Source organism: Ruegeria sp. CK2 (genome assembly GCF_056536585.1).
This window is the reverse complement of sequence record NZ_JBQFPW010000004.1, coordinates 72,721-97,127: the sequence shown is the minus strand read 5'-3', so window position 1 is coordinate 97,127 and position 24,407 is coordinate 72,721. Positions and strand designations below refer to the sequence as shown.

The following is a 24,407-nucleotide window of genomic DNA, read 5'->3' as shown; positions in this document are numbered from 1 at the left end:
CTGTTGCCACGCGCTCTGACCTCAATTGGCGCTTCGATTTGTCATGAAGCCGCCCGGTCGGTTTGCAAATGACCTTGGCGATCGGAGATTTCGCCGGAGCCGGTGCAGCCAACCCAAAGGACAGGCATACAGCAAGAATAAGTGAGACATTCGTCACGAAACCAAAGTGGCAGTTCCATGACGCTATGTATAGACAAACGCTATCTGCTAGAGCCGAGTTTAGCGAATAATGGCTTCAAACTCACGCCATTCCCGCGCGGTCATCCCCGAGTTTTCCTGGGTAACGACCTCTCCTGCCAGCATACGACGAAGGCTATCGACCATCTGGGCGGACAGATTGGCGGCACCAAGCCGGTAGTCCTCAAAGGCTTTGTATGCGAACGGAACCCAATCAGCCACGATCTTGCACATCATGTCGGCGTAAATCCGAATCTCGTATTGCGCATGCGGATCTGCCCGCAAACGAAGGAAATGGAACAGGTTGTGTAAATCCACCTTCCAGTACCACTGCGTATAGATGTTTGCCGGAAGGTTCATTCGCGCCAGTTCTCGTGCCAGACCCTGCTGCCCGTCCTGATTGATCATTGCCTCATAGTTGTCGTAACAGCGCGCACTGTCCGCCTTTAGCATTTCCAACACACGGGCAGCTTCTTCACCTTCCAGGGCATCTCCGCGACCCTGATTGTTGACCTCGGATTGCGCAGCAACGTGTTCAGGCGCCGGGATGTAAAATTCACGATCCAGGATCGAATAGCGTGCCGAGTATTCGTTGACGTTTGCCGTTCGATGACGAATCCACTGGCGAGCCACAAAAACCGGCAGTTTGACATGCAGCTTGACCTCGCACATTTCGAACGGTGTCGAATGCCAATGTCGCATCAGATACCGGATCAGCCCTTCGTCATTTTGAACGGACTTTGTGCCCGTGCCGTAAGACACCCGTGCAGCCTGACAAATGGCAGAATCGTCACCCATATAGTCGATCACGCGAACAAACCCGTGATCCAGAACCTGGTGAGCGGTATACAGGTGGTCTTCCATTCCCGCTGAAACGACGCGGCGTGTTGGATGCGACTGCGCGCGTTGCGCTTCGATCTCGGCCAATTGGTCGGCAGACAGCGGCATGAAACTTCCTTTCTGGTAATGAGTCGCCAACCACTATATCTCGTCATCCCCGTCGCCGAAACCGCGAGATGTGCCGGTTGGTGCGCATTTTTTAATTTGTGTTTCCCTGCCCCCTCGACTCGTCCCCTTAGCGCGCTAAGCTGACCCCAAGTTTAATCGCAAAAGGAAAGCCACAATGGGGCTGACATATCTTCACACCATGGTCCGCGTGAAAGACCTGGAGAAATCCATGGCGTTTTATGGGTTGCTCGGATTGAAGGAGATACGCAGGTATGACAGCGAAGCAGGACGCTTTTCGCTGATCTTCCTCGCACCTCCGGGTCAAGAAGAGGCACCGATCGAACTGACCTACAACTGGGATGGGGACGACGAATTGCCAAGCGACAGCCGCCATTTTGGTCACCTCGCGTATGGCGTCGACAACATCTATGAGATGTGTCAGCACCTTCGGGACAACGGTATTGTGATCAATCGTCCTCCGCGTGATGGACGAATGGCTTTCGTGCGATCGCCCGACAATATCTCGGTCGAGTTGTTGCAAAATGGTGAGGCGCTGGCCCAAGCTGAGCCCTGGAGCAGCATGGAAAACACCGGTCACTGGTGATCCGTCAACTGATAGCACTGGGGTTGGCCGTGGTGGCCAACCCGGTTCAGGCAGAACCCTGTCGACTGGCGCTGGCGCTCGCCTTGGATATATCCGTTTCGGTCGACGAGTTCGAAGATACCCTGCAAAGACAAGGGCTTGCCGCGGCGTTGATCGCACCCGAAGTACAGGAGGCGTTTTTTGCCTCGCCCATGCCCGTTGCCCTGGCGGTTTACGAATGGGGCGGGCGATCGAGCCAGCAGGTCATTCTGGACTGGTTGTTGATTGATGATCTAGGCGATCTGCTGACCGCCTCGTCCCAGATAAGTCAGTCCGCGCGATCCGATATAGGCTCGGCCACTGCTATGGGGTATGCCTTGGCATTTGGCGCGACACTGATGCAGAAAGCGCCGAAATGTCTGTTTCAGACAATCGACCTTTCAGGTGACGGCTCAAACAATGATGGGTATGGACCTCAGATCGCTTATCGGCACTTTCCTTTTGACAATACTGTCGTCAACGGTCTTGTGATCAACGCGGCAGACTTCGAAGGTGAGCTGTTTTTGATCCCGTTCTTTGAAAACAACGTGCTGCATGGCCCCGGCGCGTTTCTGGAAGTGGCGCAAGGGTTCGAAGACTTCGAGCGCGCCATGCGCCGGAAGCTGGAGCGAGAACTGCGCGGGTTGCAAATAGGCGCTTTGCAAGACGCAGACCCATGACACTCCGTGTTCTGGTCGTGTTGCTAAGCCTTCTGGCCGGGGCGGCGTCGGCGCAGTGCCGTCAGGCTTTGGCATTGGGTTTGGATGTGTCCGGATCCGTAGACAGCAGAGAATACAGGTTACAACTAGGTGGCTTGGCCGCAGCGCTGCGTCGGCCCGAAGTTGCTCAGTTGATCCTTTCGAACAGCTCAGCGTCGATACGGCTCGCCATTTTTGAATGGAGCGAACCCGGCCATCACAGAGTTCTGCTGAATTGGACAGACATTCGCTCGCTCTCAGATCTTGAGCAAATCAGAACCAAGCTCGATGCGGTTGCCCGAAGTTCTGCGCCACAAGGGACAGCCGTTGGATCAGCCATGCAGTTCGGCGCTGGATTGTTGGCGCAACAAAAAGACTGTTGGAAACGCACGCTGGATTTGTCGGGGGACGGCAAACACAATCTGGGGCCGCATCCTCGTGACGTGAAATCTGCTTTGCTTGCGTCTGGCATTACCATCAATGGTCTGGTGATCGGTGCAGATGATCCCAGTCACGGTGACAAGCGCTATGTTCAGATCGGCGAGCTGTCCGCTTACTACAACAGCTGGGTCATTCTGGGGCCGAATGCGTTTGTCGAAGTCGCGTTGGGCTTTGAGGCCTACGAGGACGCCATGACCCGTAAGCTCATCCGGGAACTGGAAGGGCTGGTGTTGTCAGATGCGCGCCGCTGATCAATAGATATAGCGTATCTGATCCGTCCAATACCGTTCGACCCGGCGCAAGGAACCCGTGATATCCTCGATCCCTTCCAGACCCAGTACGCCCCGGCTTTGCAGCCCTTCGGCATGACGGGCAAACAGGTCTGAAACGACGTCCCTAATTTCCCGCCCGCGAGGGGTCAGGCGAACTCGGACCGAGCGCCTGTCAATCTCGCATCTTTGATGGTGCATATAACCCATCTCAACCAGTTTCTTGAGATTGTAGCTGACATTGCTGCCCTGATAGTAACCACGGCTTTTCAGTTCACCGGCAGTGACCTCGTGATCGCCGATGTTAAACAACAGTAAGGCCTGAACCGCATTGATCTCAAGCTCGCCGACACGCTCGAATTCATCCTTGATGACGTCCAGAAGCAACCGATGGAGCCGCTCTACCAGTGCCAACGCTTCAAGATAGCTGGTCATAAACCCTTTGGCTCCCAACGCGGAGACCTGCAATTCCATACTCATCCGACCCTCCGATTCAGTCGTGGTGTTTCCGCCACGATGAACCGAAATCCCGAAAAATCGGTTAAGCCGGGTTTTCTGTTATTTTTGAAAGGTCTGCGCGATGTCCGCGATCAGTTCTGCATAGGTGGTCGGCGGCTGGATCTGACCAGTGACCCATTGATACAGATCCTGATCGTTTTCGTGCAGCAACGCGTCATAATTATCCAAGCTGGATGCATCCATCGCAGCCAGATTGCGATCTGCATAGGCAGACAGGATCAAGTCCATTTCCTTGATCCCCCGTCGCATCGACCGCATTTTCATGCGCTTGATCCTGACGTCGCGTGCCTCAGTCACTTCGCAGGCTCCAGCATCAGGCGCAGCTTTTTCTCAAGGCGTGCCGCACGCTCTGAACTCGCGCGCATTTCGCCTCGGATTGCCCGCAATTCGGCTACAGCACCGGCAAGATCCAGGTTGGTATCGTCAGCGTCCAGCGGGGCGTCCATGCCTTCGCCTTCGCCGGTCAACAGCCACACGATAGACACGTTCACCATGCCTGCCATCATCGACAAACGGTTCGCACGGGGTTCGGACAAATCGTTCTCCCAAGCGGCGATTGTTGCCTTCTTGACACCCAGCCGTCGCGCAATCTGAGACTGGCTCATACCAGCAGCTTCACGCGCACCTGCCAGGCGATCCCCAAATGTTGCTGCGTCCGGTCCGTACCAGTCGGTCTCGTCATTCATTTGGGGCTCCAATTCTATTTTTGTATACTGCTTGATCGTCATTCGGGCGCACCCTATGACAGACAGGTTGAACATACAAACCGAGGCCGAATATGAGTTTCCTGTCTGCGACATTGTCACGCGTAAAACCTTCGCCCACCATCGCGATGACAGCCAAAGCGGCCGAGTTGAAGGCTGCCGGACGTAATGTGATCGGCTTGAGCGCGGGTGAACCGGATTTCGACACCCCTCAGAACATCAAGGACGCAGCCGTAGCGGCAATTGCAGCAGGTAAGACCAAATACACGGCGCCTGACGGCATTCCTGAACTGAAGCAGGCGGCCTGCACCAAGATGAAACGCGATCACGGGCTCGATTATACGCCTGCGCAAATCTCGGTCGGAACGGGCGGTAAACAGACGCTTTACAATGCTCTGATGGCGACAATGAACGATGGTGATGAAGTCATTATCCCAGCGCCCTATTGGGTGAGCTATCCAGACATGGTATTGCTGGCCGGAGGCACCCCAGTTGTGGTCGAAACGACGCTGGAAAACAGTTTCAAGCTGACGCCTGACCAGCTTGAGGCCGCGATCACGCCAAAGACCAAGTGGTTCATCTTCAACTCACCCTCGAACCCAACTGGCGCTGGTTATAGCCGGGACGAGTTGAAAGCGCTGACGGATGTTCTGATGCGCCACCCGCAGGTTTGGATCATGTCCGACGACATGTATGAACATCTGGCCTATGACGGGTTCGAATTCTGCACCCCGGCCGAGGTCGAACCCGGGCTGTATGATCGCACGCTGACCTGTAACGGTGTGTCCAAAGCCTATGCCATGACGGGCTGGCGTATCGGATATGCAGCGGGTCCCGCCGAACTCATCGCTGCGATGCGCAAGATCCAATCGCAATCGACCTCGAACCCCTGTTCAATAAGCCAGTGGGCTGCTGTCGAAGCGTTGAACGGAACCCAGTCATTTCTGGCCCCGAACAACGAAACGTTCAAACGCCGCCGCAATCTGGTAGTGGAGATGTTGAATGCCATTGACGGGATCACATGCCCTACCCCTGAAGGCGCGTTCTATGTCTACCCGTCGATCGCCGGTCTCATCGGTAAGACCACGCCCGCCGGGACTGTCATAAAAAACGACGAGGCTTTTGCGACTGCATTGCTTGAAGAGGTGGACGTGGCCGTAGTGTTTGGTGCTGCCTTCGGCCTGTCACCCAACTTTCGTGTCAGCTATGCAACTTCGGATGAAGCTCTGACCGAGGCCTGCACGCGCATTCAGCATTTCTGCGAGAGTTTGAAATCGTAACCCGGGCAACAACGGGCCAAGTCATGAACGACCTGCCCCGCCCGTTGGGCCGGGCTTATTATCACGATTTGTCCAGTGAATTTCCGCGATTTTGGAAATTCATACCACAAACGACCAGGTTCCCGTTATGGTTCCGAGAAGTAACCCCGATGGAGGCGTGTTGCGTGTCACAAGACTTAAGTGAGATGGAATGAGTACCCAGTTACCCGAATACTATTTTCGAGTCCGCGAGAACGGAGCGGTTGTTTTCAAAATCGACACAGAAAACCGGCAGCGCCGGATCGAAATGGATCAGATCGCTGTCATCAATATCCGCAATGGCGAGGTGAAACCGCACGGTCAACGCACCCTGTCTGACGCAGATAAGGTCGAGATCGCGCGTTGGATGGAAGATCGCAAAACGCTGTTGGCGCAACGGGATATCGACGATATTCACCGTGCGGTTGACTACCTGAATCTGACCACGCAATGGGCCCAATCCAAGGCCTCAGACGACCAGCTTGAAGATGTGACTGATCGGCTTTTGATGGCGATGCACGATCTGCGGTCGGTCCTGGTACGCAAAAAGGCAGACCGGCTGAGCAAAGAGTGATCTATTCGGCCGGAACGCCGACTTCTCGCACGGACCGCATCCAGAACCGGGCCATCAACAAGACAGCTGCGCAGGCGAGACCAAGAACAAGGCCCAACCAGACGCCGATCCCGTCCATTCCGCGGATGAAACCAAAATAGTAGGACGCGGGAATACCCACGACCCAGTAGCTGAGCGCGGCCATCACCATGGGTATCTTGGCGTCCTGCAAGCCACGCAACAGCCCCAATGCAATCACCTGCGCCCCGTCAACCAACTGGAACAGAGCAGCCATAGCCAGCAAACCGGTGCCGATCATGAGGATCTGGGTGCGTTGCGGATCGTCGGCTTCCATGAACAATGAAATCAACGGCTCGGCGCAGGTCAAGAATAGTATGATCGTCAGAACGGACATCACCAGCGACATACCTGTCACGGCAATTGCACCTTTCTCAAGATGTGCGCGGTCTCTTCGGCCCAGCGCATTGCCTGCCCGGATGGTGGCTGCGTTCGACAAACCGAGATGCACCATGAACGTGGCCGACGCCAGGTTCAGCGCGATCCCATGCGCGGCCAGCGGCACCTGACCCAGCCAGCCCATCATAATGGCAGAGGTTGCAAACAGGGTAACCTCGGCAAGTGTGGTCAGCCCGATGGGCACCCCCAGTCGCAGTACGCTAAAGAACATCTCCCAATCCGGTCGCCAGAACCGTTGGAACAGGCTGTGCTCGGGCAGAACACGTACGGCGTAGATAATAACCGCGATCAAAGAGACAACCTGCGTCACGATCGACGCGATGGCGGCCCCCATCACGCCAAGCTCGGGCGCACCCCAATTGCCGAAGATCAACGCATAATTGGTCACCCCATTGACCAGGGCAGCCACAACAGTGATCCACAAAACGATCTGCGTTCTCTCCAACGCGGCGAGGTAGGATTTCACCACCATGACTAGCAACGCAGGGAACAACCCCCATCCGGCAATGCGCAGATATTTTGACGCGGTTTCAGCAACTTGCGGGTCCTGCTTAAGGGCAATCAAAACCGGATAAGACCACCAGAGCAACGGCATCACCAGGGTCGCATAAAGCAATGAAAGCCAAAGCCCCATGCGCGTCGAGCGCCGAATGCTGGTTTCATCCGCTTCCGCAGCGGCGGTCGCGACCATCGGCATGACCGCCCAGCCAAACCCAGCACCAAACAAGAACAACACAAAGTAGTAGCTGCCAGCCAGCGTCACTGCAGCCAACGCCTCGACCCCGTACCAACCCAGCATGATCGTATCCGTCAGGCCGATCGCAAACTGCGCCAGATGCCCACCAACCAGCGGCAGACCCAGAACGGCAATGGCTCGGAAATGGCCAGGATATGTCATCACCTTGATCATCATTCCAGCCATATGCGCGGCCCGAGTTCGGGACAAGAGCGGATCGTTGAAATTTCAATTTGAGATCAAAATTCTGCGGGTTAAGCTACCCGCGAAACGTGACGATTTTTGTACCAGGTTACACGCTACAAGACAGGAAACACGGTTTACAATTCTGGCAATCACGCAGCGGCTAGCGTCTCGTGTGTTTCGCATGCAAACTGAACACAAAAGGCGGGTACATTGGAAACCAAGCTTATCGACCTGAACAGCCGACCTTTCTTTGTCAGAGCCTGGGGCCAGCCCCAAAACCCACCTTTGCTGATGCTGCATGGGTTCCCCGAGTTCGGCGGTGCGTGGGGTGATCTCGCCCCCCACCTGACCGACCGATTTTACTGTATCGCGCCAGATCAACGCGGCTATGGGCAAAGCTGGGCACCGTCGGGTGTTGAAAAGTATGCGCTGTCCCAACTGGTCTCGGATATGGCTGCGATGATCGAGCAAGAGTATTCCCGTGTCACGGTTCTGGGCCACGACTGGGGTGCCTCGGTTGCCTATGGCCTGGCGATGTTTCGACCGGATTTGGTGGATCGTTTGATCGTTGCAAACGGTGTTCACCCGGTCCCGTTTCAACGGGCAATGGCCGCGGGCGGCGCACAGTCAAAGGCCTCGCAATACATAAACAAACTCCGTGCGCCGGATGCGGCCAATCGGCTGTCTGCCAACAACTATGCCCAGCTTGAGCAGTTCTTTCGCCACGGGATGGGGCTTGGCTGGTTGTCGGATGCCAAAATGGACGCCTACCGTGCCGAATGGGCACGGCCCGGACGGTTGGAGGCTATGTTGAACTGGTATCGCGCCTCACCTCTGGTCGTGGCGGCCCCGGACCAGCCCTGCACTGATCTGCCCGAATTGCCTGTCGAACGGCTTATGGTTCCCTGCCCGCATCTTTTGCTGTGGGGACCCGAAGATAAGGCGCTGCTTCCCGTGTCCACAGAAGGGCTTGAAGAATTCGCGCCAAACTTGACCCGTATCTCAATCCAAGGAACCGACCACTGGCTGCATCATCAAAAACCCGACGCGATGGCGCAGGCAATTCTTGATTGGATCCCAACAGATTGAGGCATGTTCGCATTGAATCGACACTTCAACACGCAGATCCATCTCATCGATGACCCCAGTCTTCGGGGTTGTCCGAATTGTTCGGCGACAGACCCAAAACGTCCCCGTCGGTTGAGCACCCCAGGCCCAGAACAGTCCGGTTCGCATAAGAAAAATACGCGCAAACCTGATTGATCTCGAGGATTTCGCCGTCATCCCATCCGGCGTCCCGCAGTTTAACGACATCCCCTTCCACCAGATCGGCCGGAGCTTGGGTCAGTTGCCGAGCATACTCCATCGCCGCAACCTGCCGTGCGTCCAACAGCGCGTCTTCTGGTCTGCCTGCTTCTATCGCTGCGCGAATGGCTTCACCTCGCGCTGCATCGCCCAGAAGGCGCTGCAACCCATTGAAGTGATGCTCGACACAATAACCGCAGCGATTCAGTGAGCTGACCCAGACGCCCAAAACCTCAAGAAACCACTTGGGGATCTGATTGCCCGAATGGTGCAGCACATTCTTGTAGATCGCCATGTGGCCTTCCATCGAATGCGGTCGCAAGGAATGCACCATCATGATATTGTCTACATTGTTGTCAGGGCCGGTGACCCGATCATAGAGTTTCCTCAGCCTGCCGGTTGCCTCATCAAACGGCACAGTCTTGATCCAGCTCATCTCGCCTGTTCTCCTTGATTTTGATTGGTGTCCGGAGACTAGGAGGTGTTCTCGCCGGTTACGAGGTGAATTCGTAGATCAATCTTCCTGATCTCGGAAGGTGTCTCGAACAAATGGGATGTACCCCGTGTTGACCTCGCCATTTGTTGCGATGAATGTCGTCTATAGCGAGCTTTTTTGTTATCAATCGAAAGAGGATCATGTCTTGCGCCGCGATGAATTGACCTACCGTTTCCGCGAACTTCACGTTCTAAGCAAGCCGGTGGTGATGCCGAACCCTTGGGACATCGGGTCAGCGAAGGTAATGGCGAACATGGGTGCAAAGGCGTTGGCGACGACCTCATCAGGCTATGGGTTCACGCAAGGGCTGACCGATGGCGGTCAGATGACACGTGACTTGGCCCTGCAGCATGCAACCGAGATATGCGCTGCAGTCGATGTACCGGTGAACGGCGATTTTGAAAACGGATTTGGCGACAGCCCCGAGACAGTTGCCGAAACAGTGCAACTGGCGGCAAAGGCAGGTCTATCAGGCGTTTCGATTGAAGATACTGCCTTTCCTGGGACAGACTCCTATCCATTTGAGCTTGCTCTGGCCCGTATAGAAGCGGCGGTGATCGCTGCTGGCGCGGCGGGAATTGTGCTGACGGCCCGGGCGGACGGTTGGCAATTGCGGAACTATGATCAGGCTGAGGCATTGAGACGCTGCCAAGCGTTCGCCCAAGCAGGCGCTGATGTGATCTATGCCCCGCTGGTCGATGCGGACACCACTCGCGCTCTGGCCGCCACTGGAACACCGGTCAACATTCTGGCCGCAGGCGATATGCGTGATCTGACCACAAAACAAATGGGGGCACTTGGTGCATCCCGCATTTCAATTGGCGGCGGACTTGCCAGGGTTACTCAACAGGTGGTCATAGAGGGTACTCAAGCGATGCTGGAACGGGGCGACTTCACGATCCTGAAAGGTGCGGCGAGCGAGGCAGAAATCGAAGCGCTGTTGAACAGATGAGCCGAGGAGCCGAGGGCCCTTCTGGATGGTAACGTAAATTCGGCAGTGGTTGCCAACCGGGCAGCAGGCATTTTGCCCAAATTGCCAGGTTTGGTTTGTTTTCGTCAATCAAAGCCAAACCGTCCACAACACCTCGCGTCCCTCTTCCCCCGGACCACATCACCTGCCATAATGGAGGAAACTGAAAAACAAGAGCAGCACACATGCCTGACGATCTGTTGACGCCCAGCGCGACCTCCACCTATGACGCCTCGTCCATCGAGGTGCTCGAAGGGCTTGAACCGGTTCGCAAACGCCCCGGCATGTATATCGGCGGCACGGATGAGCGTGCGCTGCACCATATGGTTGCCGAAATCCTCGATAACTCGATGGACGAGGCCGTGGCGGGCCACGCCAACCGGATCGAGGTCGAGCTTCACGACGACTACGCCCTGACCGTCCGCGACAACGGGCGAGGCATTCCTATCGACCCACACCCCAAATTCCCCGACAAATCCGCACTTGAGGTGATCCTTTGCACCCTGCACGCGGGCGGCAAATTCTCGGGCAAGGCTTATCAGACCTCGGGCGGTCTGCACGGTGTGGGTGCTTCGGTTGTGAACGCCCTGTCGGATTCGATGGTTGTGCAGGTGGCGCGCGACAAACAACTGTTTGAACAACGATTCTCACGCGGGGTCCCTTTAGGGCCCGTGGAAAAGGTTGGCGCGGCGCCAAACCGGCGCGGCACCACAGTGACCTTCCACGCCGACGCGGACATCTTTGGCCATCACAAGTTCAAACCTGCGCGGCTGTTTAAATCCATCCGCTCCAAGGCTTACCTGTTCTCGGGCGTCGAGATTCGCTGGAAGACCGCCATCGACGACGGCGAAACCCCGACCGAGGCCACGTTCCACTTCCCCGGTGGCCTGTCGGATTATCTGAAAGAGACGATGAACGGATCGTCCACCTATGCCGATCAGCCATTTGCGGGCACCGTGGACTTTACCGAGAAATTCAACGCCCCCGGCAAGGTCGAATGGGCGATCAACTGGACGCCGTCGCGCGATGGGTTCATCCAATCCTATTGTAACACCGTCCCCACCCCCGAAGGCGGCACCCACGTAGCGGGTTTCTGGGCTGCGGTCCTCAAGGGGATCAAGGCCTATGGTGAGTTGATCAACAACAAGAAAGCCGCGCAGATCACCCGCGAAGACCTGATCACCGGTGGCTGCGCACTGGTGTCGTGCTTTATCAGCGAACCGGAATTCGTGGGCCAAACCAAAGACCGTCTGGCCACGGTCGAGGCGCAGCGGCTGGTCGAAAACTCTGTCCGGGATCATTTCGATAACTGGCTCGCCGCGGACACAAAGTCCGCGGGAGCCATTCTTGATTTCCTGATCCTCCGCTCGGAAGAGCGCCTTCGCAGGCGGGCCGAGAAAGAAACACAACGCAAGTCCGCCACTAAAAAACTTCGTCTTCCCGGCAAGTTGGTGGACTGCTCTAGTTCAACACGGGACGGCACGGAATTATTCATCGTCGAGGGCGATTCTGCGGGCGGGTCCGCCAAGATGGGCCGCAATCGCAAAACGCAGGCCCTGCTGCCCCTGCGCGGCAAGATCCTGAACGTGCTGGGCGCGGCCAGTTCCAAACTTGGCACCAATGCCGAGATCAGTGACCTGACCCAAGCGCTGGGGGTCGGCCTTGGCACAAGGTTCAATGTCGACGACCTGCGCTATGACAAGATCATCATCATGACCGACGCGGATGTGGACGGCGCGCATATCGCAGCACTACTGATGACGTTCTTCTTCACCCAGATGCGGCCCATGATTGACGCGGGCCACCTGTATCTGGCCTGCCCGCCCCTCTACCGCCTGACCCAAGGCGCCAAACGCGTCTATTGTCTGGACGAGGCCGAGCGCGACGAGTGGTTAGAGAAAGGCTTGGGTGGCAAGGGCAAGATCGACGTGTCCCGCTTCAAGGGTCTGGGCGAAATGGACGCCAAGGACCTGAAAGAGACCACGATGGACCCGGCCTCCCGCAAACTGATCCGGGTCACCATCGACGAAGACGAACCCGGCGAGACCGGCGATCTGGTCGAGCGTCTGATGGGTAAAAAACCCGAACTGCGGTTCCAATATATTCAGGAGAACGCGCGGTTTGTGGAGGAGTTGGATGTTTGATTCAGTGAGCCTCCAACCCTCCAAGTATTGGACGATAACTTGAGTTAAGCCTACTGCGTGAGCCTATTTTGTTGGCGTGGAGACATGAGCTCCCACTACTTTGAACTCGTCTGAAACGCCCAAAACAATTCCGTAGCTATAAATCAGGTCAAACTCAAAGAAACGCCACAATAGCGTAGGATTTCTTTCCCTGTACTGTTCTACCGACCAATAGCCTGCGACATTCCCGACAGGTTGGTTTATTCTAGTAGGAACAAAGTTCTCACTTCTATATCTGCTGTATCCCACCACTCGGAAGTCGTGATAACTCATCCAGCTTTGAATTCTATCGAGAGTACCCAGACTTCGCGAAATGCGGAAAATGCAAACCTCCGCGCTACTCCCGTAACCTACTCTTTTCCAATCCAGCTTTAGCAAGTTTGGGTTTTCTTTCATTTGTTCTTCTTTTGCCAAACAGCTTTGGACATCTGGAAACTTACGGATGGCCTTTCGATACTGCCTCCATCTAGGGTGATCACTATCCACAACGCGGCCCAAAAATAGAAATGGCTCGACGTCTTGAGTAGAGAGATGATCGTATTCGACTACGCAAGAAGCCGTTGATCGACATTTCGACCAGATTTCCGATGTGCCAATCTCGGCCTTTGCCGAGGCAGCACCAAAAACTAGCGCTACCGCTGAAAGCAAGACTCGCATTTTCCTTTCGTCAAACAATCAGCATCAATCCTGTTGCTTTCCAATCCATAGATGCATCTGAGACCACTAACTGGCTTCTTGAAAGTCGGGTTTTCCTCACCTCAATTGAACAAGAGTAAACGTAGGATGGATGTTCACACGCATCTTGATGTGGAAAACTGATGGGATTGAACACCTATCCTAAAACGCCACAATCCTGGCGCCCAGCCCGTGCGTGAATTCGAAACACTTCAACACAGCGCAGGCCGGGCTTCAGCCCGGCACACCCCTCAAACCGCTAACCCGATCAGCGCAACGCCTCCCGCCATCAGCACCGCCGCCCCCAGACGACGCATCCAGTTGCCCTCATGCAAAAACACAAACCCAATCAGCGCCGCGAAGATCACCGAAGTTTCGCGCAACGCCGACACTGCCCCCAAAGGCGCAAAGTTCTTGGCGTACAGCACCAACCCATAGGCCGTCATCGACACCAGCCCGCCCAGAATGCCGATCATCCAGACCTTGGCGGGCAGCGCCGCCAGTGTGTCCCGCTTGCGCACCCCCACGAACCCAGCGATGAACAGGTGCAGGAACGCGCCCCACGCCCAGTAGCTGAGCGTATTGCCCGACAGCCGCACGCCAATGCCGTCGACCACCGAATAGATCGAAATGCAGAACCCGGTGCCCAGTGCAAAGCCCAGCGCCCAGCGCCCGACGCCGGATCGCAATGCGCTCCAACTGCTGAGCTGAATGCCCAGCGCGATCAGGGCAATCCCCACCCAGGCTTGGGGGGGCAGAACCTCCCCCACCAAAAGCATCGCCCAGAGCGACACCAGCGCGGGCACGATGCCACGGGCAATGGGGTAGACCACACTCAGATCGCCATGCTGGTAGGCTTTGCCCAGCATAAAGTAATAGCCGAAATGCACCACGGTCGAGATCAGGATGAACGGAAAGCTTTCGGCACTGGGCAGCGGCAACAGCAGCACCATCACCGCCGCAGGGATAACGTGGCCGAAAGCCACAAGGCCCAAAGTGGTTGTCTGGTCGGCGGCCGTTTTAACGATCGCGTTCCAAACGGCATGCAACAAGGCCGCAGTCAGAACAATGGTGATGACAAACAGGGACACACTGGAACCTTCAAGCAAGTGTCGGCCGATGATAAGCCAATGTCGTCAATTGCATACCGCAGTGCCAAACTCAACGCAGAACCGTGTCCTAAGGGAGCATGCAATCGCGCCCTGAACGATCTAACCGGTGGGTAACAAGCGGCTACAACTGCACGTGAACACTGTTGCGCAACACCGCTGAGCACTTAATGTTGCCAGCATGAGTTTTGTGACCGACAACCAGTTGCCCTTGCTGATCATGTTCTTTGTGATCGGGTCCATTGGCACGGGCTTTCTGTTCCGCAAACCGGCGGGCCACCGGGCGTGGAAGCTCGCCGATCTGGTTTGGGTCGTATTGGGTGGCATCGGTGCACTGGTGGCGGTGCTGGCCGGGCTTTATACGGCCGACAGCTCTCGGCTGGATCGGCAGATCGACGTGGCCTATGCTGCGACACTGGCCTTTGATCGCGACGCCGCGCGGTTCCGGTTGCGCTTCTGCGATCCGGCTTTTGACCCAGATACCGCCGTTTTATGTGACAAGGTCGAGTTCCTGTCGGCCTCAACCGCCAGCAACGCCGATCTGCCGCTGTTCATTGCCGTCACGAACGAGGTCGCGCCGCTGCAAGGGCTGCAATTTCTGTTCGGCGGTCAGTCCAAGGACGACATGGACGAGATTCGAGGTATGGCCGCCAAGGCCGACGCCTTTGATATCGACCAGTTCCTTGTTTTCACCTCATTAGACGAGCCGACACAAGCCGCGATCGACAACATGCGTCGTAAGGTTCCGGCCATTGCCGGAGACTATCTGATACTAGCGCAGAGCTATGACGATCTGATCGATCAGGTCGGCAAGTTGAAGGATGAGTGGGAGTATCTGCAATCCAACGCACACATACTGGTTTTGCAGATTGTCGCTCTGTGTCTTGTCAGTTTCGCCGCGCCGTTCCGATTGGGTAAATCCATAGTGGAACTGCGGACGACGCTTATCGCCGATACGCCCGCGCCAGCCGCTCGGGGTCTGCCCCAAGAAAATACCGAGCCAGAGTCCACAGATTCCGCGCGCCCCGCCGAACCCAGCCCGACCGCTGGTAGCGTTCCGCACTCGTAATCGCCTGCACATTGAGCAATGTCATCTGCGGCAGCGCACGCACCAGAGCCACGTCCTCCATCAGCGGCTGATCCTGATAGCCACCAGCCGACAGGTAGGTATCACGCGGCACTAGCAGACCCTGATCACCATACGGCAACCCAAATACACGACTGCGCAGATTGGCCCAGCCGGCCACCCATTTCGGTGCGATCCCCTTAGCTCGAAATGCCAACCGGAAAGCTGCGGGTGTGTCTGTTTTCAGGTGGTGTTCTACCGTTTCGCTCCACCCCGGTTGCAAAACCGTATCGGCATGCAAAACCAGCAACCAATCCCCCTTGGCCTGCGCGCAGCCGTTACGCAGCTGTCCGCCGCGCGACGCCGCTCCGCTGATCACAGTTGCTCCGGCCTCTTCGGCGAGATCGAGTGTCAGATCGCTGGAACCACCATCGGAAATCACAAGTTCACGGATCAGACCGCCGTGCAGCCCCTCCATCAATGCTTGCAGACACGCAGGCAACGCATCTTGAGCGTTCAGGGTTGGGATCACGATGCTTATTGGGGCGGGCACGTCCGATAACCTCTGGTCTTGGCAGCGAGAGTTCCTATATCACGGTGCCCAAGCAAATGACGAGGACCAAGCCATGCCGACCCGCCGCATTCTGCGCCTGACAGGCTCGGACACCGAGAGCTTTTTGCAAGATATGGTCACCAATGATTTGGGCGGCTTGGATAGCGGCCTGGTGTACGCCGCGCTTCTGACGCCACAAGGGAAGTATCTGGCAGATTTCTTTCTGAAACGCGACGGTGATGCGATTCTGCTGGATGTTGCCCAGGGTTTGGCCGACGGCCTGTTCAAGCGCCTGGGCATGTACAAACTGCGCGCGGATGTTGCGATTGAAATCACCGACCTGAACTTGCAGCGCGGCACCGGCCCGACACCTAATGGCGCCCTGCCCGACCCGCGCCATCCGGATCTGGGCTGGCGCGCTTACGCAGCAGGCCCTGAAAGCGATGATGAAACAGATTGGGACGCCATCCGAGTGCGCCACTGCATTCCCGAGACTGAAATTGAACTGACCCCGGACAGCTATATTCTGGAGTCTGGCTTTGAGGTTCTGAACGGCGTGGATTTTAAAAAAGGTTGCTATGTTGGGCAGGAAGTCACTGCACGCATGAAACACAAAACCGAATTGCGCAAAGGTCTAAAGCGCGTGCAGATCGACGGCACTGCCCCAGTTGGCACGCCAATTGAGTCGAACGGAAAGCCCGCCGGGACGTTATTCACGCAATCTGGTGGGCAAGCGATTGCTTATCTGCGATTTGATCGTGCGGGCGATGATATGCGCGCCGGGGATGCGGTGGTGCGGCTGGGCGATTAGCCCGCGCCTGTTGCCATTCCGTTACGCTTGTTGTGCCGCTCGGTCGCATAACATTTGAACTCTGGAACCGCCCTGTCAAACTGGCGGTGGTGAAGTGACAGGGATACCAACATGCTGCAGCTGTATTCGGCTATTTGGCGTGCCAGCGCCGGGCGGCAGATCATCCTTATTCTTCTGTCGATCGCGGTGGCTGGGCTAGCAGCCGTTCCGCTTGAGTTTCAACGTGACATCATCAATCACCTGACCTCGGACCATATCGAAACAAAGCGTTTGATCCTGCTCGGCGTGGGTATGATGGCGGTGATCTTGCTGAGCCTGAGCCTGAAATGGATCCTGGGCTATCGCGCAGGGACATTGGGTGAAGATATGATCCGGCTAATCCGTCAGCGCCTTTTGTTACGTGCCGCAGATGTGGATGAGACCGGAGAATCCGTCCGCAAAGGCACGATGACAACGGCTATCTCTGCCGAGGCCGAAGATCTAGGGAAATTCGCTGGTGGCGCCTTTTCCGACCCAGTGGTTCAGATCGGGACCTTGGTCAGTGTTATCGGCTATATCTCGTCCACGCAGCCGGGTCTGGGCCTGATCGCATTTTCGATGATTGTACCTCAGATTCTGATCGTCTTGATGTCGCAGCGCAAGGTGAATGTGTTTGTTGCGGAACGGGTTCGGATATTGCGCAGCGCAACAGATCGTTTGACGGCTGATGACATCGAAACAGCGGAACAGGACATCAATGCCCAATTCGATGAAATCTACGAAACACGACGCAGAATGTTCATTTGGAAGCTATCCGCCAAATTCCTGCTGAGCGTGATTAACGGCGCCGGGACGGTGGGCGTCCTCATGCTGGGCGGGTGGCTGGTGATGCAGGGAAAAACCGATGTTGGCACAGTCGTCGCAGCAATCAGTGGATTAAGCCGGATTCAGGGGCCCACGGCTTTTCTGATTACGTTTTATCGTCAGGTCAGCGCCAACCGCATCAAGTACGAGCTGATGCTAGAGCTTTTTGGCCCGGACCCGGCCCGCTATCGGCGTCCCTCCAAGACCTAATAAAAAGACCGCGCGGCGATTGCCAGCGCGGCCTTTTTCAATCCAGTTTCGAAAAGCGCAAACCTTACGCGCGTTCCGAGTATTCCATGGTCTCGGTGTTCACGATGATCATCTCATCTTGGCCGACAAAAGGTGGAACCATGACTTTGACGCCGTTGTCCAAAACCGCAGGTTTGAACGAGTTTGCTGCTGTCTGACCCTTCACCACCGGCTCGGTCTCGACGATTTTGCACGTAACTTTCTGTGGCAGCGTGGCGTTCAACGCTTCGCTCTCATAGAACTCGACAACAATAGTCATGCCATCCTGCAAGAACGGGCGGCGCTCGCCCAGCAAATCTGCAGGCAATTCAATCTGTTCGTAGGTCTCGGAATCCATGAACACCAGCATGCCGTCGGATTCATAAAGGAACTGCTGGTCTTTCTGCTCTAGCCGGACCCGTTCAACCTTATCCGCCGACCGGAAACGTTCGTTCAGCTTCGAGCCATTGCGCAGGTTGCGTAATTCGACCTGGGCAAATGCCCCGCCCTTACCCGGTTTCACATGGTCTACTTTGACGGCCGCCCACAGCCCGCCATTATGCTCAAGCACGTTGCCGGGGCGAATTTCGTTCCCATTTATCTTGGGCATGACTTAAATCCTTCACAAACGGTTGATGCGTCGTTTGCCGCCCCTATATCTGGCGGGACCACACCTGACAAGACAACGAGACCTAGTGCTGCACATGCAGCAAGCCATGCAACTGACGCAACGCAACTATGCATTTTAGGTGTATCCGAATCGCACCTAATAGGTCATAAGAGCCGTCATGCCGAAATTGCAAGAGCAAGAACAACAAGGATAACGAGATGAGAGATTTCGTTGACGGCACTGCCTTTAACAACGAACAAGGCAATCGTGCAAAGAAACTTTTCGCGGCCGTTGTACTGGCTGCGCTTGATGACGCCATCGCTGACGACAAGAAGTATGGCAATGGCCCGGAACAGATCGCCCGCTGGGCGCGTTCGCGCGATGGGCGCGAAGTGCTGTCGTGCGCGGGTATTGACCCGAACGAGCGTGTTGTCGGTGGCCTGATGGAGTTCGTCGGCCGTGGCGTGCGGACATCCGTGGCCCTGTCGCGTGAAGAAAGCGAACGTCGCAACGCTGCACAACAAGCCGAAGCCGCCTAGATCAAGTCGACTTTTTGAAGAAAAGCGCGCTCCTTTCAATCGGAGCGCGTTTTTCTTTTGCGCGTTGCCTGCTCAGAAGAACATCAGCCATTGGCGGGCCACCCAGATTTCTGCACCCACCAACGCGGCAAAAAACAGTTTGGCCCATACCGGCATGCCTTGTTGCCACAAAACGACATAGGATGTCAGGCAGGCCAACGCTGAGACCGGAGCGACCCAAAACGCATGATGGGTACTGTCCCAATAGCTGACAGGGCTGTGAAACACCCAGGAGCTGATTGGCCAGAATTGCGCACGACCATCGCCTGCATGCAGCAGAAAATCCATTGCCAGATGGATCAATCCTGCCGCTGCCCCAACGATTAATACACGCCAGCCTCGCCATATTCCGATCGTTAAGGCCAACCCCCAAAGGATAAAGGAATTGTCGATCGCAAAGACCGTCTGCCACGCGGATGAATAGTAGAGTTGGCCAAACACCACCTGCTCGGGGATGCCCAGTACAAACAAAGAAACACCAGCCAACACATAAAGTGACAAATCGGGCAGTAGCGACCCCAGCAAAGCTGCCCACAGGATGCGCCCGTTGGCAGGCCGGGCAAAAGCCGCAGCGCCGATCAATAGATGTGCAGGTGTGTTCATCCGGGCTTCCCCTTCGGTCTCAAATCAGGTCATCTGCGCGTCAAACATAGGAGACTCACCATGGTTCGCGCCATCATGATTCAGGGCACAGGCAGCAATGTCGGAAAATCGGTTCTGGTGGCCGGATTGGCGCGGGCCTTCACACGACGGGGGCTGAGGGTTGCTCCGTTCAAGCCACAAAACATGTCGAACAATGCCGCCGTGACCGAAAATGGCGGTGAGATTGGCCGTGCGCAGGCGCTGCAGGCCCGTGCCGCCAAGCTTTCGACACATACGGATATGAACCCCATTCTATTGAAACCCGAAACGGACACTGGCGCCCAGATTATCGTTCACGGACAGCGTGCAGGCACAATGAAGGCGGGTGACTATCGCAAGGACAAGTCCAAGCTGCTGGGCGCCGCATTGGAGAGCTTTGGCCGGTTGTGCCGTGACGCGGATCTTGTGCTAATCGAGGGTGCAGGTAGCCCAGCTGAAACCAACCTGCGCGCAGGAGACATTGCGAATATGGGGTTTGCCTGTGCAGCCCAGGTGCCGGTGGTGCTTGTAGGTGATATTCACAGGGGTGGAGTGATTGCCCAGATCGTTGGCACACAAGCCGTTCTGGACAAGGCCGATCTGAAGATGATCCGGGGATTTGCCGTCAATCGCTTTAAAGGGGATGTGTCCCTGTTTGACGAGGGGCGCGATGACATAGCCGCGCGCACCGGATGGCCTTGTCTGGGCGTTGTCCCCTGGTTTAACGATGCCTGGAAACTGCCTGCCGAAGATATGATGGATATCCGGTCTCACACCGGCGGCGCTTGTAAAGTTGTTGTGCCACAGCTGGAAAGGATGGCGAATTTCGACGACCTGGACCCGTTGTCGGCGGAACCCGTTGTAAGTGTCGAGATCGTCCCTGCAGGTCGCCCTCTGCCCGGCGATGCGGACCTTGTGTTGTTGCCCGGCAGCAAATCAACAATCGGCGATTTGACCTATTTCAGGGGGCAAGGATGGGACGTTGACCTCTATGCCCATGTGCGCCGAGGCGGGCATGTTCTGGGCTTGTGCGGCGGCTATCAGATGCTGGGTAAGACCATATCGGATCCCGACGGCGTCGACGGCCGACCGGGTAAGGTGGACGGGTTGGGATTATTGGATGTCGACACGGTTATGGGTGGAAAAAAGCAGGTCATACTGCGCAAGGCCAACGCGCTGCCGAACCGTGAACCTGTCGACGGGTATGAAATCCATATGGGCCATACCAAAGGACCGGATTGCACCCGCGCCTGGCTGGAAATCGAAGGCCGTCCGGAAGGCGCAGCAAGCCCGAACGGGCGCATCATGGGCAGTTACCTGCACGGCATCTTCTCATCCGATGCATTCCGCGCCAGCTTTCTGTCCCGGTTTGGCGTAGATTCAGAGACCGCCTATGAGGATGGGGTCGAACAGACATTGGATGCTCTGGCCGATCATCTGGAACAGCATATGGATCTGGATCTTCTGTTGGATCTGGCTCAACCGCCATCTATCAGCTGAAGACTATTCCACGTCCAGCGCCGCCAATGCCCGGGCGATCTCTCGCCGAACCATTTTGCGGACGTTTCGTGTAATCCGTTCACCCAATGCGCCTTGCAGCTCTTGCCGAACAACTTCGGCGATCAAGTGGCGCAGCTCATCCTCATCCATGGTTGCCATGACCTGATCGAGGGTATCTACCGGGTCTTCCTCAGAGATCGACGGTTCAGAAACCTCAGGGTCACGAATAAACGTCGCCGCCTGAGCGTCGGCTTCGTCGGCTTCATGACCATCCAGTTCAACCTGATCTTCCTGCTCCGTCTCGGCGGTCGTCTCTTGAACATTCCACCGCAACGCCCGTGTCGGGGTGCCGGAGTAGGCATCATCGCTGTCCCCGTCAGGTTCCCATTGATCCTCGGTCCGTGCAATCGCAGCCTCCAGAGCTTCGATCTTGGAGCTTAAACTGGTTGCCGGATCATTCGGGGGAACAGCCTCCTGCGGGGCGTCTGCCGTATCGCCCTGCGTTTTGTCATCCTGATTTGCCGCAGCCTCCGTACGAACGATATCGCAGGCGCGCAACAACATCGGTTTGGCCGAATCCTCGGCGCTATACTCTGGGTCAAGCTTGAGAGGGGCAGCGCCCTCCTCAACCTTAGCGGGTTTGCTAATACGCAAGGCGTCCGTAAGAACCAGCCGCCCGGGCTTACGCCCCCCAGACCCTTGATCCGAAACTGAATTTTTGCGGCCGTCGTCACTGACCAACCGTTTTACCGAAGACAAGACATCTTCGATACCTGCTTTTACGACACCATCAGACATTGTTTTTCTACCGCTCTATCCTTGGGGTCGAGTCTAGCCAAACAATCGTAGCCTCACAACAACAAGTATTGTTTATCAGTCCCGCCGCAACGCTTTGAGGACGCGATCCAGATCCTTGCTTTGCTTGCTGACCTTGGCCGGCGCCGTTTTGACCAGATTGTAATAAAGCGTCGGGTCATAGATCTGAACTGCAAGACCCATGCGTTCGGCGGTCAGCAGCCCCTGCGCCTGCAACAGCTGATAAGCAGCCAGTGAACGTTCGGTCCGCGAGGCAATTTCGGCCAGTTGCGCATCAAGCAGATCTTGCTGAGCTGTCAGCACGTCCAGCGTTGTTCGTGCGCCCAGCGTCGCTTCTTCCCGAATCCCGTCAAAGGCGACCTGCGATGCGCGGACACGCTCGGTCGATGCGGTGAGGCTGGCCGTGGCGGTTTCGAAGCGGACATAAGCATCCGTTACGCCCTGCGTAATGTCTTTTTGCACATTTAGCAGGTTCGCGCGCGACGCATCCCGGGTGGCCATTGCACGTCGCACAGCGGCGGCCAGACGGCCACCGGCGTAGATCGGCTGTGTCAGGCTCAGCGAAACAGTCGCGTCGTTTGTATAATTGTCGTCGTCGTAGCTTTCAGTGATTCCGGCATCCGCATTCAGGCTGACATTTGGGCCAAGGTTGGCGCGCTGTTGCTGAACGACCAAATCCAGCGCCCGCACCTGATGCTGCGCAGACAAGATAGACGGGTGATTCCGTTGGGCCAGGTTAACCGCGTCGGATTGCGAACGCGGCAGGTTCGGCAGCCCGGGCTGACCAGCAGTGCGCCCTGGCAGTTTCCCGACCGCATTCACGTACTCCGCCTGTGCGGTGCTGAGATCGCCGCGTGCATCGGCAAGATCAGCGCGCGCGCTGGCCAATTGTGCTTCGGACAGGGCGACGTCAGTTCTGGTAACTTCACCCACTTCGAACCGATCATTTGAGGCGCGCAGTTCTTCGCTAGACAGATCAACGTTGTTTTGGCGGATTTGAACCGTTTCTTCCTGGAGAAGAACGCTCAGATATGCGGTCGCGGCGCGAAACAGGATCTGCTGCTCGATATCGATAAGTGATTGCCGGGTCGACAATACCGTTTCCTGCGCCGACTGCTTTCCCAGTGCCGAGGCACCGCCATCGTACAACAGCTGGCTGAGCGTTAGGCCCGAGAAAAAGTCGGTGGGATTGGTTGTCGCGACGGTCGTACCGCGGCGTGTTTTCGTATAGTCTTGGCTGACCCGGACCGTCCAGTTAATGATGGGTCGCAGCGCCGCCAGAGCGATGGCAACATCTTCATCTGCGGCGCGCAGCAAGGCTCGGTTTTGCTCCAGCAAACCGCTGGTGTTGTAAGCCCCGATAAACGCATCGGTCAAATTGTCAGCCCATGCCGGGCGAAATGGCATGACGCTTAGCGTAAGACCTGCGGTCACTGCCAACGCTTTGACCAGCTTGCCTGTTGCTGTTCCACGCATAACCAAATCCTCTCAAATAGAAATTACGCTGCCCTAAAAGCAGTTTGCGTCTTTGATTTCAACTAATCAAGGCGACAGAATTATCCAACGCCAGACTATAGCGAAAATGCACACTCAGCGGAAAAATGCTCTAGAACCGGAGCGCTAGCATTGAACGCATCGCGCCAACTGACCCGGCCACCTGTTTTGTGCCCGATCCGTACCGTTCCCAAGCCTTTTTCGACAAACAGGCAAGCGATGCGACCGTGATCCTTGAGCTGATCCAGCAATTCGTCCGGCACTTGCTCGACACCGCCTTGAATCATGATCACGTCATATGGGCCATGCTCGACCGCGCCCTGTACAAGCGCTCCGACATGAATGATTGCGTTGTCCGCATCAGCCTCGGACAATAAAGTCTGCGCCTCGGCAGCCAGCGTTTCGTCGCTTTCGACGCCTACGACCAGCTGCGCCATCCGGGCGGCAACCGCTGTAGAATACCCCATGGCCGGCGCGATATCGAGAACCATCTCGTCATTCGAGATGTTCAGCGCATCCAACATCTTAGCCAGGGTTCGCGGTTCAAGCATACAGCGCCCGTTTCCGAAATCGATCAGCCCTTCGACATAGGCCGCTTCGCGCTGCGCGTCAGGCACAAAGCTCTCGCGCGGAACAGTCAGCATGGCATCAATGATCGGGAACTTCGTCACGTCAGAGGGCCGAACTTGCGTATCAACCATCGTACGGCGCCGGGCTACGAAATCAGTCATAGGATCTCTCGTTCTATTCCCAAGGTTATCTGGCTTGTGCCATATCCGACAAAGCGCAGCAACGGCCCAGATGCCGCAATCTACGCCTGCCGATCAGGATGCGGTCGGCACGTTTCCGCAATTTGCAATCGCGCCGCTAAATTTGCGCCCTATCCACTGGACGCCTCCAGAGAAAGCTGCTAAAACGCCA

The 24,407-nt window shown here is 56.4% G+C and carries 26 protein-coding genes and 1 pseudogene; 13 read left to right on the top strand and 14 right to left on the bottom strand.

The features are described from left to right. Window positions 1-219: 219 nt before the first annotated feature. Window positions 220-1,125 carry an FAD-dependent thymidylate synthase gene (gene thyX, locus ACR0BU_RS08160; RefSeq protein ID WP_300067099.1) on the bottom strand — a complete coding sequence of 302 codons (906 nt, stop codon included), beginning with the start codon at window positions 1,123-1,125 and terminating at the stop codon, window positions 220-222. Between the two features lie 175 nt (window positions 1,126-1,300). Here thyX and ACR0BU_RS08155 point away from each other — a divergent pair, with 175 nt between their 5' ends. The 3 genes from ACR0BU_RS08155 to ACR0BU_RS08145 are packed head-to-tail and all read left to right on the top strand — an operon-like array spanning window position 1,301 to window position 3,137. Beyond that, entirely contained in the window at window positions 1,301-1,729 is a 429-nt protein-coding gene (locus tag ACR0BU_RS08155) for a VOC family protein (protein ID WP_300067101.1), read from the top strand. Further along, a complete protein-coding gene (locus ACR0BU_RS08150) occupies window positions 1,726-2,427 on the top strand; it encodes a DUF1194 domain-containing protein (protein WP_298936705.1) in 702 nt (233 codons plus the stop codon). The genes ACR0BU_RS08155 and ACR0BU_RS08150 overlap by 4 nt, the downstream gene beginning before the upstream one ends. Further along, window positions 2,424-3,137: a DUF1194 domain-containing protein gene (locus tag ACR0BU_RS08145; RefSeq protein WP_300067103.1), complete on the top strand. Its 714-nt coding sequence runs from the start codon at window positions 2,424-2,426 to the stop codon at window positions 3,135-3,137. The genes ACR0BU_RS08150 and ACR0BU_RS08145 overlap by 4 nt, the downstream gene beginning before the upstream one ends. Here the strand turns inward: ACR0BU_RS08145 and ACR0BU_RS08140 are convergent, their stop codons facing one another. The 3 genes from ACR0BU_RS08140 to ACR0BU_RS08130 form a co-directional block, all read right to left on the bottom strand. Then, window positions 3,138-3,635 (bottom strand): MarR family winged helix-turn-helix transcriptional regulator, encoded by a 498-nt coding sequence (locus ACR0BU_RS08140; protein ID WP_298936708.1) that lies wholly within the window; start codon window positions 3,633-3,635, stop codon window positions 3,138-3,140. 78 nt (window positions 3,636-3,713) lie between these two features. Continuing rightward, entirely contained in the window at window positions 3,714-3,971 is a 258-nt protein-coding gene (locus ACR0BU_RS08135; protein ID WP_480736762.1) for a succinate dehydrogenase assembly factor 2, read from the bottom strand. After that, window positions 3,968-4,360, bottom strand: coding sequence for a helix-turn-helix domain-containing protein (locus ACR0BU_RS08130; protein ID WP_299076396.1), 393 nt, complete (start codon window positions 4,358-4,360; stop codon window positions 3,968-3,970). Before ACR0BU_RS08130 ends, ACR0BU_RS08135 begins: the two co-directional genes overlap by 4 nt. A gap of 92 nt (window positions 4,361-4,452) precedes the next feature. Between ACR0BU_RS08130 and ACR0BU_RS08125 the strand changes: the two genes are divergently transcribed. Together ACR0BU_RS08125 and ACR0BU_RS08120 are read left to right on the top strand one after the other, a co-directional pair. Further along, window positions 4,453-5,658 carry a pyridoxal phosphate-dependent aminotransferase gene (locus ACR0BU_RS08125; RefSeq protein WP_480736760.1) on the top strand — a complete coding sequence of 402 codons (1,206 nt, stop codon included), beginning with the start codon at window positions 4,453-4,455 and terminating at the stop codon, window positions 5,656-5,658. 190 nt (window positions 5,659-5,848) lie between these two features. Then, entirely contained in the window at window positions 5,849-6,250 is a 402-nt protein-coding gene (locus tag ACR0BU_RS08120; RefSeq protein WP_480736759.1) for a hypothetical protein, read from the top strand. Window position 6,251: 1 nt separating this feature from the next. On the opposite strand, the gene ACR0BU_RS08115 is transcribed toward ACR0BU_RS08120, so the two are convergent. After that, on the bottom strand, window positions 6,252-7,616 hold the full coding sequence (locus ACR0BU_RS08115; RefSeq protein ID WP_300067171.1) for an MATE family efflux transporter: 1,365 nt from the start codon (window positions 7,614-7,616) through the stop codon (window positions 6,252-6,254). 222 nt (window positions 7,617-7,838) lie between these two features. Here ACR0BU_RS08115 and ACR0BU_RS08110 point away from each other — a divergent pair, with 222 nt between their 5' ends. Then, the gene (locus tag ACR0BU_RS08110; protein WP_480736757.1) at window positions 7,839-8,717 is read left to right on the top strand and encodes an alpha/beta fold hydrolase; all 879 of its coding nucleotides are present in this window, start codon (window positions 7,839-7,841) and stop codon (window positions 8,715-8,717) included. A 43-nt stretch (window positions 8,718-8,760) separates the two neighbouring features. On the opposite strand, the gene ACR0BU_RS08105 is transcribed toward ACR0BU_RS08110, so the two are convergent. After that, on the bottom strand, window positions 8,761-9,369 hold the full coding sequence (locus ACR0BU_RS08105) for a carboxymuconolactone decarboxylase family protein (RefSeq protein WP_299886987.1): 609 nt from the start codon (window positions 9,367-9,369) through the stop codon (window positions 8,761-8,763). Window positions 9,370-9,496: 127 nt separating this feature from the next. Here ACR0BU_RS08105 and ACR0BU_RS08100 point away from each other — a divergent pair, with 127 nt between their 5' ends. After that, entirely contained in the window at window positions 9,497-10,381 is an 885-nt protein-coding gene (locus ACR0BU_RS08100; RefSeq protein ID WP_300067112.1) for an isocitrate lyase/PEP mutase family protein, read from the top strand. Window positions 10,382-10,584: 203 nt separating this feature from the next. Then, window positions 10,585-12,543: a DNA topoisomerase IV subunit B gene (parE, locus tag ACR0BU_RS08095; RefSeq protein ID WP_298936716.1), complete on the top strand. Its 1,959-nt coding sequence runs from the start codon at window positions 10,585-10,587 to the stop codon at window positions 12,541-12,543. Between the two features lie 63 nt (window positions 12,544-12,606). Here the strand turns inward: parE and ACR0BU_RS08090 are convergent, their stop codons facing one another. Together ACR0BU_RS08090 and ACR0BU_RS08085 are read right to left on the bottom strand one after the other, a co-directional pair. Next, window positions 12,607-13,257 (bottom strand): hypothetical protein, encoded by a 651-nt coding sequence (locus ACR0BU_RS08090; protein WP_480736754.1) that lies wholly within the window; start codon window positions 13,255-13,257, stop codon window positions 12,607-12,609. Window positions 13,258-13,508: 251 nt separating this feature from the next. Further along, on the bottom strand, window positions 13,509-14,348 hold the full coding sequence (locus ACR0BU_RS08085; protein WP_480736753.1) for an EamA family transporter: 840 nt from the start codon (window positions 14,346-14,348) through the stop codon (window positions 13,509-13,511). A 199-nt stretch (window positions 14,349-14,547) separates the two neighbouring features. Between ACR0BU_RS08085 and ACR0BU_RS08080 the strand changes: the two are divergent. Then, a pseudogene (locus ACR0BU_RS08080) lies at window positions 14,548-15,303 on the top strand (hypothetical protein); the annotation flags it as partial. 7 nt (window positions 15,304-15,310) lie between these two features. On the opposite strand, the gene ACR0BU_RS08075 reads toward ACR0BU_RS08080, so the two are convergent. Next, window positions 15,311-15,985, bottom strand: coding sequence for a TIGR04283 family arsenosugar biosynthesis glycosyltransferase (locus ACR0BU_RS08075; RefSeq protein ID WP_480736752.1), 675 nt, complete (start codon window positions 15,983-15,985; stop codon window positions 15,311-15,313). Window positions 15,986-16,058: 73 nt separating this feature from the next. Here ACR0BU_RS08075 and ygfZ point away from each other — a divergent pair, with 73 nt between their 5' ends. Together ygfZ and ACR0BU_RS08065 are read left to right on the top strand one after the other, a co-directional pair. Then, window positions 16,059-16,796, top strand: coding sequence for a CAF17-like 4Fe-4S cluster assembly/insertion protein YgfZ (ygfZ, locus tag ACR0BU_RS08070; RefSeq protein ID WP_480736751.1), 738 nt, complete (start codon window positions 16,059-16,061; stop codon window positions 16,794-16,796). Between the two features lie 111 nt (window positions 16,797-16,907). Beyond that, a complete protein-coding gene (locus ACR0BU_RS08065) occupies window positions 16,908-17,849 on the top strand; it encodes an ABC transporter transmembrane domain-containing protein (protein ID WP_480736750.1) in 942 nt (313 codons plus the stop codon). A gap of 64 nt (window positions 17,850-17,913) precedes the next feature. Here ACR0BU_RS08065 and efp read toward each other — a convergent pair whose 3' ends face one another. Further along, window positions 17,914-18,477 (bottom strand): elongation factor P, encoded by a 564-nt coding sequence (gene efp, locus ACR0BU_RS08060; protein WP_298936722.1) that lies wholly within the window; start codon window positions 18,475-18,477, stop codon window positions 17,914-17,916. 218 nt (window positions 18,478-18,695) lie between these two features. Between efp and ACR0BU_RS08055 the strand changes: the two genes are divergently transcribed. After that, a complete protein-coding gene (locus ACR0BU_RS08055) occupies window positions 18,696-19,016 on the top strand; it encodes a DUF6280 family protein (protein WP_120633238.1) in 321 nt (106 codons plus the stop codon). 72 nt (window positions 19,017-19,088) lie between these two features. On the opposite strand, the gene ACR0BU_RS08050 is transcribed toward ACR0BU_RS08055, so the two are convergent. After that, complete coding sequence (locus ACR0BU_RS08050; RefSeq protein WP_299076429.1) at window positions 19,089-19,658, bottom strand: cobalamin biosynthesis protein CobQ; 570 nt, start codon at window positions 19,656-19,658, stop codon at window positions 19,089-19,091. A gap of 60 nt (window positions 19,659-19,718) precedes the next feature. Between ACR0BU_RS08050 and ACR0BU_RS08045 the strand changes: the two genes are divergently transcribed. Next, complete coding sequence (locus ACR0BU_RS08045) at window positions 19,719-21,176, top strand: cobyric acid synthase (protein ID WP_480736749.1); 1,458 nt, start codon at window positions 19,719-19,721, stop codon at window positions 21,174-21,176. 3 nt (window positions 21,177-21,179) lie between these two features. On the opposite strand, the gene ACR0BU_RS08040 is transcribed toward ACR0BU_RS08045, so the two are convergent. The 3 genes from ACR0BU_RS08040 to ACR0BU_RS08030 form a co-directional block, all read right to left on the bottom strand. After that, window positions 21,180-21,974 (bottom strand): hypothetical protein, encoded by a 795-nt coding sequence (locus ACR0BU_RS08040; protein ID WP_480736747.1) that lies wholly within the window; start codon window positions 21,972-21,974, stop codon window positions 21,180-21,182. A gap of 75 nt (window positions 21,975-22,049) precedes the next feature. Beyond that, entirely contained in the window at window positions 22,050-23,468 is a 1,419-nt protein-coding gene (locus ACR0BU_RS08035; protein WP_299076438.1) for a TolC family outer membrane protein, read from the bottom strand. A 95-nt stretch (window positions 23,469-23,563) separates the two neighbouring features. After that, window positions 23,564-24,217, bottom strand: coding sequence for a protein-L-isoaspartate O-methyltransferase family protein (locus ACR0BU_RS08030; protein WP_480736746.1), 654 nt, complete (start codon window positions 24,215-24,217; stop codon window positions 23,564-23,566). Window positions 24,218-24,407 lie beyond the last annotated feature (190 nt).